Below are 13,518 nucleotides of genomic sequence, written 5' to 3' on the forward strand. Positions count from 1 at the left end.
GTCCGGTATAAGTGAAGCTACTACCATCTTTGCCAGCGATCGCACCACAATTAGAGGCAACTAGCCTGGAAACTTCAACTACACTTGCAGGCAATTCTAGCAAACCACGGCGGGGATCTATATCCAGCGTGTTAATATCTACCGTACCTGGATTGTTAAATTCAGAACTGGCATCAATATCGTTAGTACCGTTGCCGGGAATGGCTCGACCTTCAAAAAAGCCGAAAAGTCCTTGGGTATTAATTGTAATATTACCGCCTCTTCCACGAGAAGCACTGGCTATTATATCACTATCTTGTCCAAAAGGCGCAATCACAAAACCATTCTGAGCATTAATCGTAATATTACCACCTGTGGCTGTGCCATTGGCTTGAGCGCTGATGCGGCTATTATTTTGCATTAATAACAAAGAAACATCTCGTAGGGTAATGTTTGCTCCCGGTTGAGTGCGAGTAATTGCGGTTTCCGCAGTCAAACTTCCTTGGTTGAGGCGAATAGTGTTTGCGGTAATATTTAAATTACCTGCTTGTCCTTGAGGACTGCTGACTGAGATTGTTGCACCATCTTGAACTTGCAACGAAGGAGTGTTAATTGTTAAGTTACCTCCTTGAGCGGTCGAGTTAAGTGAAGTATTGGCGAATATTCCGGATGTTGAATTAGCTGAACCTAATTGAAACTCAGCTTGCGTTCTACCACTGCTTTGAGCTATTTGGTTAAATATATCAGACGAAGCAGAAGCATTTCTACCTGAGATATTCAGGCGATCGCTCACATTGAGTGTAATATCACCTGCGTTCCCCCTGCCAAAAGCTGTGGTAAAAATTTGTCCACCGTTAGTTATATCAACCACATTCGCATTAATATTTATACTGCCACCAATAGAGCTACTTTTAGTGTCTGCTCTGACGCTTGCCCCATCTGATATACGTAAATTAGCGGTGTTGACTGTGATGTCTCCACTTACACCACTGGCTAATTGCTCGCTGGTTGTCGCTAGTGTAGTGTAGGGAAAACTGTTAGCGCGATCGCTCGCTCGTCGCGGAAATTGCGATACTCTCCCAGAGATGTCTACTTGTTCTGTGCCATTCACCTCAATATTGCCGGAGTTAGCACCGCTAAAGGATCTAGATGATATTTCCGACCCCGCAGTTACAGCAACAGTTCGCCCGTGGATTATAATATTACCAGCATTGCCTAGTTCTGGTCTAGAGTTTCTGTCAGATCGACTTCCAACATTTGTGGCAATCAAGCTATTCTGTAAAGAGATCGGACCAAAAGATTCTACTGTAATCCGACCAGCATTGCCTCGTCCTAAAGCTTCTGTTGTCAGGGCACTATTATTTGCTAAAGATACTTTTTCATTGCCTCGCACTAATATATTTCCTGCGTCACCTCCAGTAGTGCTGGCTCTTAAGAGAGCATTATCTAACAAGATAGAGTTATTAGCGTTGAGAGATATATCTCCGCTACCTCGTGAGTTTGTTTCACCAAAGGTAGAAATCACCTGGTCGTTAGCTTGCCTATCCCGTCCGATTAAAGAAATTGAACCGCTAGTAGCTTGTAAAGATACATCTCCACCGCGTCCTGGTCCAAGACTAGTAGTACTTACTGCTGCATTGTTTGCCTGATTATTGATAAAAATTTCACCAGCTTTGATGCTGATATTACCTGCATTGCCTCTGGAATTCCTTTCGACGGTTGTTGTGAGTATAGTATTTGGGAAGCTTCGAGCGCGATCGCTATCTGGTCGGGGAATTCGTCGTGAATTACCTGATATTGAAACGAATTCTGTGCCGTTGACGAAAATATTGCCGGAGTTCACACCGTTAAAGGATCTTGAAGATATTTCCGACTCACCAGTTATAGAAACAGATCGCCCACTAATATTTATATCACCAGCATTATTTAATTCTCGATTTGTAAGAGCATTTGCGATACCCACAGCAGTATTCACCAAAGTATTTTGAATCGAGATTGGACCTGTTGAGTTGAGTGTAATCCTTCCAGAATTTCCTCGGTTAAAAGCTACACTAACCAGGGAGCTATTATTTGCTAATGAGATTTCATTACCTTGCAGTGATATATTTCCCCCATTTCCCCCAAAGCTGGCAGCGCGAAAAAAAGCATTATTTAAAAAGATACCACCACTTCTTGCATTAAGTGATATATCTCCGCTACCTAGTGATTGACCCCTACTCAAAGTGGAAATTACCGAATCGTTGTTCCGGACATTTTGCCCAGTGACAAAAATTGAGCCGTTAGCTTGTAATGATACATTTCCAGAACGCCCTAGCCCATTACTCTCAGCATCTAATGCCGGAAGGTTTACCAAATTAGTTATAGAAATTTCACCAGCTTTAATCTTGATATTACCAGCATTACCTGTAGCATTATTCGCAACTGTATTGCTTAGTCTGCTAGCTTGATTGATTGTTAGTGTTCCTGTGGCATTAACGGTAATATCTCCAGCTTGACTATTTACCGTACCCAAACCAGATCCAATCCCGGTTCTTAGTTGGCTTCCGCCGATAATGTCCACATTGCGACCGACAAGAGCAATATTACCTTGATTTGCTGCGGTTACATCGATTGAAGTGCGATTTTGTAGCGACACATCAGCAGGGGCTAAATTATCTGGAATATTCAAGCTGAATATGTTACCATTTCCCTCAAGCCCCACTGTTCCAGTATCCGCTATAGCTGCTAATTCTACTCGTCCTCCCCGTGTTTGCAAGTTGCTGTTATCTAAAGTGAGATTTCCTCCTAGCAACAACAAACTTTGACCGTCAAAGATTCTGAGGTTATTACCCGAACTAGTAATTGGTTGCGGTGGTCTCAGGGTTGATAAAAATCCGCTCGGATCGCCTACTATGGTAAGTAAGCTACTCGCTCCTCTGGGATTAGTTGCGCTGAACTGCGAACCATTTGCCCAAACTAAAGCATCAGCAGTTGTCGCAATAAAAGAACCTCTGGTTGCACTTCCCACATCGATACGTGCATTTGGACCAAAGATGATTCCACTGGGATTGATGAAGAAAAGATTTACATTAGCGCTTTGGGTAAAAATTCTACCATCAATTGTCGAGGGTAAGCCACCGGTGACACGCGAGAGAATATTTCTAATGCTGACATCACTTTGAAAATTCGCACTTTCACCTGCGTTGAGGTTAAAGCGTCCGAAACTTTGAAATAAATTATTGCCTACAGTTTGACCATAGGCTTGAGGAATGATGTAGTTTGGTCCAGTTAAAGTTCGCTCAGGACTGAGAGTACCATCTATGGTAATTTGTTGAGCAAAGGCAGAGTTAATAGAAAAAGTTGCTCCACCGAGAGCGAAAATAAACCCTAGCGCCAATTTTTTCCAGTCCTGAACCATAACTAAAAGCTTTCCCCATCAAATATAGTCTTTCTCGTTTGTGTTTTAGTCAAAATTGATACTATACTTTTAGTTTGCGCGAAGCGCGAAGACAGCGCAAACTACAGGTTAAGTTCATTTGTTGACTTTCAATGTTGACAGTCTACTGAACTACCCACAAACTAAGTTTATCTGTTGGTTCAGTATAATTCGCAATGGCTAAATTTTTAAGTTACGTTTGATTACGTTCGTTTAGGATTCGTGAAAAAACAAGAAAGAGCAAGAACCCTGACTTCTCGCTCGAAGTCGGGGATCTAAAGAATACAAAGCATTGCAAAGCGCGAACTTGTTTTGAGCTAAACCTCTAATTTATAACTTTTGAATACCGAAAAAATTAATCGACAAAAGGCAAGAAATTTTCTCCAGAATAATTATATAAGACTTAGGCAAAAAACCTTACCAGTGACTGAATTTAAGAGTGCGATAATTCATGAATTATCGCTACATAAGATATGTTTTGCGCTCATTGCTGTTATATTATCGGCATCGAGAAGAGTGAATAGTTAAGTAAAGGGCGCGAAAAGAAATATAATTGGTGAGGGTTAGGCATTGGGCAGGCTGGCAATGCCTCAGATCGCCCAAAACCATCATCAAAATCAAAATTTGTGGAAATCGATATTGACAGGCTTGCACAAAAACTGTAGATTCTGAGATGTTGTAGTTAATAAACGGGTTGCTTCGGGTAAGCGCGATTGGGACAAATAAAGCTTGTCTACCAATGGCAAAACTGTTTTTGTCAGAAAGAATTAAATGCAATGAGAGTGAGCAAGCTTTACATAACCCGACAATATAGTTGAAGAGGGGAAAAGGGAAAAGGGAAAAGGGTAAAAAAAGAAAAATAATAATTTCATGAATAAGTCAGAAGTCACCAAGTCAGAAGTCACCAAGTCAAAATATAACTTGGGTGGGTTTTCTTGCCTACGCGGAACCTGACATATTATCCTGGATTATAGCGTAGCTGTATTCTCAATTCTTTCTTAATAAAACTAAAATTATCCTGAAGACAGCATTTATTTGCCGTTTAAAAAAAAAGCAGCGACTAGAGGAGAGAAAAAAACGATGAGGGATTCTTATCTGTTGGCAGCAAGCTTGTTGACAGGGTTGGCAATACCAGCATCGGGTCTTCCACAGTTATCGATGATTCAACAAGAAAATCATCCAGTGCTGTGGAATTTAAAACAAGCTTCGCTGCCAAGTGTAGGTGAGAAAATCATCCCTAGTGTGGAAATCTCCTTACCAGAATTCAGCAAGCCGTTATCGACAACTAAAGAAAGTTTGCCACCAACTGTAGAAGATAAAATCGCCCCTAGTGCGGAAATCTCCTCACCAGAATTCAGCAACCAGGTATTGTCGGCGCCAAGAGAGTCATCATTTAACGTGGATTCCGAACCAGTAGATCGCACGCTGGTATCGGGTAAACAACTTTATTACCAAAGATTAAATGCTCTGAAAATAGGTCAGATTTACACGCGCTTCGATGATGACGTAAGATCGCTTGGACGATCAAGCAGTAAACATCAACTAACTTATCAGGACTGGAAAACTTTATTAGCCTTAGAAGCGAGAGCGATCGCTCGAGGTCAAGGAACAAATCATCTCAATGTTTTAGTTGGTGATTCTTTGAGTATGTGGTTTCCCGCTCGAAAATTGCCCACCGGCAAATTATGGCTGAATCAAGGAATATCTGGAGATACTTCCAGTGGTGTATTAAAAAGATTATCTTTCTTTTCTAAAACGCGACCGGATGTGATTTACGTCATGGCGGGAATCAACGATTTACGCAATGGTGTTAGTGATGAAACAATTTTGCGTAATCACCGCCGAATTATTCGTACATTAAAACAAAGTCATCCAGAAAGTTTAATAATTATCCAATCAATTTTGCCTACTCGCCAGCCGAAAATTTCTAATACCCGAATTCGTCATATTAACGAGCAACTTGCCGAAATTGCCAAAGAACAACATGTAAATTATCTGAATATCCATAATTGGTTTACAGATTCTGAAGGCAATTTACGAGAAGATTTAACCACAGATGGGTTACATTTGTCAACCCGTGGATATGATGTTTGGCGATGGGCACTACAGCAAGTAGAAACTAAAATGACAGCTAACAAAAGTAAGCGATCGCTTAAGTAATTTTCAACAAAAAACTACTAATGGTATCAACTTTCTCATCCAAACTTCCGTTAGAAGAATTTCTGCAATTGCCAGAAACCAAACCAGCTAGCGAATATGTTGACGGGAAAATTTACCAAAAACCAATGGCTCAGGGTAAACATAGCATAATCCAAACTGAGTTATCATCTGCTATCAATCAGGTAAGTGAATCACAAAAGCTAGCGTTAGCATTAATCGAGTTACGCTGCACATTTGGGGGACGTTCTTTAGTTCCAGATATTACTGTATTTGAATGGTCACGCATCCCAACTGATGAAAATGGAGAGATTGCTAACAGATTTGAAAGCTATCCAGATTGGACAATTGAAATTTTATCACCCGATCAATTTCCTAACCGCGTCATTAATAAAATTATTTTCTGTATTAACCAAGGAACAAAACTAGGTTGGTTTATTGATCCCAATGATAAATCAGTGATGGTATTTCAACCTAATCAATTGCCAGCAGTGAAATATGATAATGATAAATTACCTGTTCTCGATGTTTTAGCGAATTGGCAAATACGAGCAGCAGATATATTTAGCTGGTTAAAAGTTAATTGATTTCGTAGTAAGCACTTCAGTGCTTATTTAAAGCACTAAAGTGCTTACTACGAAAAATCTAGGCTTTAACGCTCAAATCGCGATTTAAAACTTGATTTAACTTACCGCTGCGATAACCTTCTAAATCCAAAGTAACGTAAATAAATCCCAACTTTTGAAATGCAGAAACAATTGTTGGTAAATCTGTCGTTAACACAAATTCTTTGATTTGTTCTGGTGGTAATTCGATGCGTGCGGTATCTCCATCAGAACGCACCCGCAAATTCTTTAAACCCAACTTACGCAGATAAATTTCTGCCCTTCCTACTCGTTGTAACTTAGCAACAGTAATTTCTTCACCATAAGGAAAACGCGAACTCAGACAAGGTTGAGCAGGTTTATCCCACCAAGGTAAACTCAGTTGTTGCGAAAGTTGGCGAACTTCAACTTTAGAAATATTAACTTCCGCTAAAGGCGATCGCGCACCTCTTTCTTTTGCTGCCTGAATTCCTGGGCGATAATCATGTAAATCATCAGCATTCACTCCATCCACAACATAGGGATAACCCAACTTCAAAGCTAAAGGTTTGAGAGTGTCGTGCAGTTCACTTTTACAAAAATAACAGCGGTTGACAGGGTTAGATGTGTAATTAGGATTTTCCATCTCGTGCGTCTGGACGATTTGATGAGAAATCCCAATAGTTGCCGCTTGAAGAATCGCGTCTTCCAACTCCTCAGGCAAAAGACTCGGAGAAACAGCCGTCACAGCCAAAGCGCGATCGCCTAAAACATCATAAGCAATCTTAGCAACCAAAGTGCTATCAATACCACCAGAGTAGGCAATTAAAGCCTGCTCCATTTCTTTAAACAAAGTTCTTAGTTGCTCAAGTTTCTCTGTCAGCATCATTTGCAGATCCACCCAAAACCGTATTCAGCCTAACAAATTCTATTGTAGGCATGTGGTAGGGGGAATTGGGAGGAGGGGAGGGGGGGATGGGGAGACAAGGAGACAAGGAGACAAGGAAGACAAGGAAGACAAGGGGGAGTAATAACTCCTAACTCCTAACTCCTAACTCCTAACTCCTAACTCCTAACTCCTAACTCCTAACTCCTAACTCCTAACTCCTAACTTTGCTCCTCCCTACTCCCCATTTCCCATTTTGCTGTATTTTCCTACCAAAGTTGCTAAAAGAGGTAAATCAATTGGTTTAGAAATATAGTCATTGACTCCAGCGGTGAGACAGGTTTCGCGATCGCCTTTCATTGCCATTGCGGTTTGGGCTATTATCGGAATCGTTTTATACTGCTGTTTTTCTCGTAGTTGCTGTACTAGTTTCAAGCCATTTTCATCTGGTAAGTACACATCCATTAAAATCACCGCTGGCTGCAACTGTGTGAGAGCTTGCCACATTTCGGCAGCATTTTTTACCCAAGTTAGTTGATAACCCAATTTTTCGAGATAAGTTTTTATAAGTTTGGCATTGGGCAAATCATCTTCCACTAGCAAAATCTTTGAAGATGAGATATTATTTAGATTCCCCCCATTTCCCCCTACTTCCGTAGAGACGTTCCCCCTGAACGTCTCTACCCCCTCTTTCTGCGTCAGGGGAAGCACGATGGTAAAACGCGAACCTTGATTAACTTTAGATTCTACTTTCAACCAGCCGCCGTGAATTTCGACGAGTTTCTGAGTTACTGCTAATCCTAAACCAGTACCTTCATCACGACCGGTAGCAGCATTGGCAATTTGGAAATAAGGTTGAAAAAGTTCAGTTTGGTCTTCTTTGGAGATGCCAGCACCGGTGTCCCAAACTGTAAAATACATAAATTCACCCTTGACGGCTACCTTTAAGCCAACGCTTCCTGTGGTTGTAAACTTGAGAGCGTTGAACAGCAAATTTAACAGCATTTGCTTGAGTCGCAAAGAGTCGGCTACGAGAGTTGTGATATTCGCATCTACCTCTAGACGCAGTTTCAAATTTTTATTAGCGGCTTTTTCTTTCAGGAAAGCGAAAACATTGCTACATAGTGTTGGTACATTTACGGTTTCCCACTGCACCTCTAACTGATTTGCTTCAATTTTTGAGAGATCCAAAATATCGTTAATTAAAGCTAGCAGGTGCTTGCCGCTGGACTGAATAATATTTAAATACTCTTGGTGACGTTCTCTTGTGGGATCGTAGCCTTGGGCTAAGAGTAGGTGAGTGAAACCGATAATAGAACTTAGCGGTGTGCGTATTTCGTGGCTGGTATTTGCGAGAAACTGGTTTTTTAGTTGATTAGTGCGCTGTAATTGCTGATTAAAGCTTTCTAGATGTTGAGAACATTGTTGCAAAGATTTTATTTGTCGCAGTTGTGCCAAAGCTACAGCACATTGATTGGCGGCGCGAGCCATCAACTTTGATGTAAGTTTAACTTGTGGTGGTTTTAGTGACTCGCTACTAGGTTCTTGTAATTGTGTGGCGAGAATTAACCAGCTCGCTACACCGCCAAAATCCTCAGCTAACCGCCAAGCACTCGGCGGTTGTTGGTTTTCTAATTGTTGTAAATCTTCAATGTCTATTGCTTGATCGAAACTCAATTGCAGCTTTTTTCCGGTGTTGGAAATAAGGAAGGATGAGGACTCAGAAGCATAGCAAATTTTGTAAGTTTCTTGTGATTGAAACAAGGCGATCGCCACTTCACTATACTGTAAAGCACTATTGAGTTCGTTTACAATTGTCTGGAAAATTTCTGCTTCTGTAGTACAACTAGAAAGCAGGCAATCATTGAGGCGACTTTGCAACTTATTTAAAGTGCATTCCAGCCACAAATCGGCGCGAAGTTGCTCGATTGAGGTCAAAAGTTTTGTAGTTATATCTACTTGAGAATTCTGTTCTGGTAAGCTTGAATACTGCTGCATGGTCAACTAGACCGCTGAACAAATATTAGTTTCGATCAAGGTGCGAATCAGGTTTTATGTATATTGGGATACAAATCATTTTTACTTATAACTCATAACTAGTAGTGTCTAGTGTAACGGTATGCATAAATGACATTAGTAGAAAACACAGTAAAAAATAGCGATAACAAAACAAACTGGCTTTGGTGAACCGATACAATGCTGGGGACGGATACGAGAAGCACACGGGTAGCTTCAAAATGGCATCCACACAAGTCACTCATGTGGTTTTAACACATAAATCGACAAAATGGCATTTTTTTTAACTAAGGTAATTAAAGACTGGGGCATAGGGCATTGGTAATTGGTAATTGGTAATTGGTAATTGGTAATTGGTAATTGGTAATTGGTAATTGGTAATTGGTAATTGGTGATATTTCTTTTTTTAGTCCCCAGTCCCCATGCCCATTGCCCCATGCTTATTGCCCCATGCCTATTGCCCCATGCCCATTGCCCCATTCCCCATTCCCCATTCCCCATTCCCCATTCCCCATTCCCCATTACTATGAATGCACAACTAGCTCAATTAATTGTTAACGGAATTGCAGTAGGGAGCATTATTGCTCTGGCAGCTGTTGGACTGACTTTAACCTATGGGATTTTACGGTTATCTAACTTTGCCCACGGTGATTTTCTCACATTGGGAGCTTATTTTACATGGCTCTTAAATACTCTGGGGATAAATATTTGGCTGTCGATGTTGCTAGCGGGAGTGGGAACGGTAGCGATGATGGTGTTGTCAGAAAAGCTGCTGTGGTCAAGGATGCGCTCTATCCGTGCTACTTCCACTACTCTGATTATTATGTCCATCGGACTGGCATTATTTCTTCGCAATGCCATTATCTTGATTTGGGGGGGTAGTAACCAAAATTACAATTTGCCGATTACCCCTGCTTTAGACATTGCTGGTTTAAAAGTGCCGCAAAATCAATTGCTGGTTTTGTTTTTAGCGATGTTGGCAATTTTAGCCCTGCATTATCTCTTGCAAAATACCAAAATTGGTAAAGCTATGCGAGCCGTTGCGGACGATTTGGATTTGGCGAGAGTCTCTGGTATTAATGTTGACTCTGTAGTTATCTGGACTTGGGTAATTGCCGGGGCGCTGACATCTTTGGGAGGCAGTATGTACGGGTTAATTACAGCTGTGCGCCCGAACATGGGATGGTTTTTGATTTTACCGATGTTCGCCTCAGTGATTTTGGGGGGAATTGGCAATCCTTATGGAGCGATCGCAGCGGCTTTTATCATCGGTATCGTTCAAGAAGTCAGCACCATCATCCCTGGACTGGGTTCTCAGTATAAACAAGGTGTGGCGCTGTTCATTATGATTTTGGTGCTGCTAATTCGTCCCAAAGGTTTATTCAAAGGTACGATTTGAGCAACACCAAATGTCAAAGTTAGGAGTGAGGAGTCAAGAGTGAAGAATTAACAGCTTTATAACTCTTAACTAGAGTACAGACGTTCCGGCGGTTTCGTACAGACGTTCCAGTGGAACGTCTCTACCGCGCCGGGGCGCCTCCTAACTCGACCTTTGGGGATTAAGGGTTAACCAGATGGAAGTAAATCCCTGCTATCAGGAAATTACCAGCTAGGAGAAATATACTGATTGCGGTGCGAAAGGGAAAAGGAGCTTTAGCCCCGCTTTGAGCAACTTCTGCGCCGACTTTTTGATTTGCAGGTTTCTTGGCTTGAGCCGTCATAATTTCCTCTCCTAATTACAGTCTTCTTAACAAATAGCAAAGAGTCGTTATATTTAGCGACACTCATCAAAAATATTTTTGTGGATTTTGTACCCTAAAACAGCACCAGTCAACAAAATGTATCATTGGGCATTGGGAATGGGGAATGGGTAATAGGTAATGGGGAATGGGGAATGGGTAATGGGCATAGGTTTGGCTGTGCGGTCTTGGGGATCACCTGCGTGAAGCACCTGCCGTCATAGGTTTGGCTGTGCGGTCTTGGGGATCACCTGCGTGAAGCACCTGCCGTCATTGGTAAAATTCCTCTCCCCCTGCCCAAGAACAGCCCCCCCTTCCTCCCCATCTCCCCATCTCCCCATCTCCCCATCCCCCACTTTCAAAGAGGGCTTTCTCCGGCGTGGTAGGAACTGCGAACTAAAGGAGCAGAACGAACGTGGCTAAATCCCATTTTTTGTGCTATAATGCCAAGCTCATCAAATTCTTTGGGTGTCCAATATTTTTGTACTGGCAGATGTTCTAAAGAAGGACGCATATACTGACCGATAGTCAGGCGATCGCATCGAACATTCCTCAGATCCGCCATTGTTTCGATGACTTCATCAATCGTTTCACCGTGTCCCAGCATCAAACCTGATTTGGTGGGAATTGTCGGTAGAATTTCTTTGACTAGAGAAAGTACCCTTAGTGAGCGATCGTACTTCGCACCTCGCCGCACAGGACCTTGCAACCGTCGCACCGTCTCAATATTGTGGTTGTAACAAGCAGGCTGCGCTTTGACAATCATTTCTATCCGTTGGCGTTGACCTTCTTCACCAGCACCCGCACCACCCCAAAAGTCAGGTGTCAGCACTTCGATTTGAGCTTCTGGGTTCAAAGCCCGGATAGTTTCCATTGTCCTGACAAAATGAAGCGCTCCTTGATCTGGCAAATCATCACGAGCGACAGAAGTTAATACTACATAACGCAATCCCAAAAGCTGCACCGATTCTGCTATTTTTTGCGGTTCTCTTGAGTCCACAGGCATCGGTGCATGACCTTTATCTACTTGACAAAAAGCGCAAGACCGCGTACATGTTGGACCCATGAGTAAAAAAGTTGCCGTTTTTTGGGCGTAGCATTCCCCGCGATTGGGGCAACGTCCTTCTTCGCAAATCGTGTGAATTTGGCGCTGCTTAATAATGCGTTGTACCGTCGAGAGTTCACTAGCTTTGCCAATCGGACGACGTAACCACGTTGGCATTGCCATAATCTCTGATTTAAGTTCGGCTGGTTGCGAAGAGGTCATAAATAATTCAAGGGGAAGGGGCAATGGGCAATGGGCAATGGGCAATGGGCAATGGGCAATGGGAATAAAAAGAAGTTTCCGGATTTTTTGGACTATACCCCATGACGGCAGATGCTTCAAGTCGGCAGAGCCGACGGCAGATGCTCCACTTGGGGAAACCCCAAGACCGCACTGCCTCCCCTACACTAAAACTGGACAAAACGGGACAGCCTTGTTTAATAGATCCTCGACACCCCACGACAACCAAAGGATGAAGGCTGTCCCGTTTTGTCTGATTTTTTGGAACCCCAACGCACTGCCTCCCCCATGCCCTATGCCCTATGCCCCATGCCCATTGCCCAATTCCCTATGATTTAAATATCACATTTACACTAATCTTACAAAACATCAGTATACGCTCTGTAAAATACCTAAATTCTTGTCACTTCTCCCGGAAATTACTATCCCCCAATCAATATAAATGTCAGATATAGTGGGAAGATTCTCAACCTTAATTGGCACCGCCATCTCAACTTAAAGTTTCTGTTAGAGTAATCAGTCGTGGCAAGTAACAAGATTCTAGTTATCGATGACACTACAGTTGTCAGGGTGAAAGTACGGGAAATGTTGCCTCCGGGCAATTTTGAGGTACTGGAAGCAAAAGACGGCTTAGAAGGATTAAATTTCATTCGTCAGGAAAAACTCAGCCTGATTATGTTGGATTTCCTTTTGCCGAAAATGAGTGGCTGGGAAGTTTTCCAGCAGATTCAAGCTCAACCAGAATTAAGAAAGATTCCCTTGGTTCTTATGTCTGGTCGTAAAGAAGAGGTGACGGAGAAAATCCCCGAACCCTTTGAATATTTTGAGTTTCTCGGAAAGCCTTTTGACCAAAAGCAACTAATTGCCTCAATTAAGTTGGCGATGACAAAAGCTAAACAGCCGCGTCCGGAACCAGCCTCAGTAGCAGTTGTTGCTGCGAAAAATGGAGCTGTAAATTCTAGTGCGATCGCTCCTGGCGGGTCTTTGACCATCGCTCCTACTGCCGAAATTGCTGCATTAAATGAGAAAATTGTCAAGATGCAAGCGGAAATTGATGGTTTAAAGAAACAGTTAACTCAAGTTGTGACTTTTATTAAACAGAAAATAAAATAGCGATCGTTTCTTTTCTCAAAACCTCCGTCGAATCAGGCTTTCACAAGATTGTTGCCATTTAGGAAAATCTCAAATCCGCTTTTAAATTTATTCAGCCTACCGATACCCACAAAGCAAAAGGTAAAGGTAGGCTTTTTATTGTTTAGACTACAAAAATAAGTTATACCAATTGACTAAATATCAATACAGTTGGTGTTAAGCACAAACTCAGAACCCCGGTTTCTTAGAGAAACCGGGGTTCTCGCACACCGTATTGGACTAAATATGCATAGCAATTTTGCTTAACTAGTAATAATTTTAACAATACCACAACAGGCTTATTACTTATAAAAAATTATTTAGTA

The 13,518-nt window shown here is 42.0% G+C and carries 11 protein-coding genes; 5 read left to right on the forward strand and 6 right to left on the reverse strand.

Annotated features, from left to right (window positions below):
• On the reverse strand, positions 1-3,376 hold a 3,376-nt coding region (locus PI95_RS13075; protein WP_163518857.1), incomplete at its 3' end, for a two-partner secretion domain-containing protein.
• Between the two features lie 1,098 nt (positions 3,377-4,474).
• Between PI95_RS13075 and PI95_RS13080 the strand changes: the two genes are divergently transcribed.
• Together PI95_RS13080 and PI95_RS13085 are read left to right on the forward strand one after the other, a co-directional pair.
• A complete protein-coding gene (locus PI95_RS13080) occupies positions 4,475-5,554 on the forward strand; it encodes an SGNH/GDSL hydrolase family protein (protein ID WP_039737085.1) in 1,080 nt (359 codons plus the stop codon).
• 20 nt (positions 5,555-5,574) lie between these two features.
• On the forward strand, positions 5,575-6,138 hold the full coding sequence (locus tag PI95_RS13085) for a Uma2 family endonuclease (protein ID WP_039737086.1): 564 nt from the start codon (positions 5,575-5,577) through the stop codon (positions 6,136-6,138).
• A gap of 58 nt (positions 6,139-6,196) precedes the next feature.
• Here PI95_RS13085 and larE read toward each other — a convergent pair whose 3' ends face one another.
• From larE to PI95_RS13100, 3 genes are all read right to left on the reverse strand, one after another.
• The gene (gene larE / locus PI95_RS13090; protein WP_039738163.1) at positions 6,197-7,024 is read right to left on the reverse strand and encodes an ATP-dependent sacrificial sulfur transferase LarE; all 828 of its coding nucleotides are present in this window, start codon (positions 7,022-7,024) and stop codon (positions 6,197-6,199) included.
• 234 nt (positions 7,025-7,258) lie between these two features.
• On the reverse strand, positions 7,259-9,019 hold the full coding sequence (hrmK, locus tag PI95_RS13095; protein WP_039737087.1) for a hybrid histidine kinase/response regulator HrmK: 1,761 nt from the start codon (positions 9,017-9,019) through the stop codon (positions 7,259-7,261).
• A 255-nt stretch (positions 9,020-9,274) separates the two neighbouring features.
• Entirely contained in the window at positions 9,275-9,538 is a 264-nt protein-coding gene (locus PI95_RS13100; RefSeq protein ID WP_236117049.1) for a hypothetical protein, read from the reverse strand.
• Positions 9,539-9,563: 25 nt separating this feature from the next.
• Here PI95_RS13100 and PI95_RS13105 point away from each other — a divergent pair, with 25 nt between their 5' ends.
• A complete protein-coding gene (locus PI95_RS13105) occupies positions 9,564-10,436 on the forward strand; it encodes a branched-chain amino acid ABC transporter permease (protein ID WP_039737088.1) in 873 nt (290 codons plus the stop codon).
• 160 nt (positions 10,437-10,596) lie between these two features.
• On the opposite strand, the gene PI95_RS13110 is transcribed toward PI95_RS13105, so the two are convergent.
• Together PI95_RS13110 and lipA are read right to left on the reverse strand one after the other, a co-directional pair.
• On the reverse strand, positions 10,597-10,758 hold the full coding sequence (locus tag PI95_RS13110) for a photosystem I protein PsaX (RefSeq protein WP_039737091.1): 162 nt from the start codon (positions 10,756-10,758) through the stop codon (positions 10,597-10,599).
• Positions 10,759-11,134: 376 nt separating this feature from the next.
• Positions 11,135-12,043, reverse strand: a complete 909-nt coding sequence (lipA, locus tag PI95_RS13115; RefSeq protein WP_039737092.1) for a lipoyl synthase — start codon at positions 12,041-12,043, stop codon at positions 11,135-11,137.
• 37 nt (positions 12,044-12,080) lie between these two features.
• Here lipA and PI95_RS13120 point away from each other — a divergent pair, with 37 nt between their 5' ends.
• Positions 12,081-12,395, forward strand: coding sequence for a hypothetical protein (locus PI95_RS13120; protein WP_163518858.1), 315 nt, complete (start codon positions 12,081-12,083; stop codon positions 12,393-12,395).
• A gap of 188 nt (positions 12,396-12,583) precedes the next feature.
• Positions 12,584-13,174 (forward strand): response regulator, encoded by a 591-nt coding sequence (locus tag PI95_RS13125; protein WP_063842285.1) that lies wholly within the window; start codon positions 12,584-12,586, stop codon positions 13,172-13,174.
• Positions 13,175-13,518 lie beyond the last annotated feature (344 nt).

Origin of the sequence: Hassallia byssoidea VB512170 (genome assembly GCF_000817785.2) — a bacterium.
Classification (GTDB): Bacteria; Cyanobacteriota; Cyanobacteriia; order Cyanobacteriales; family Nostocaceae; genus Hassallia; species Hassallia carrinoi.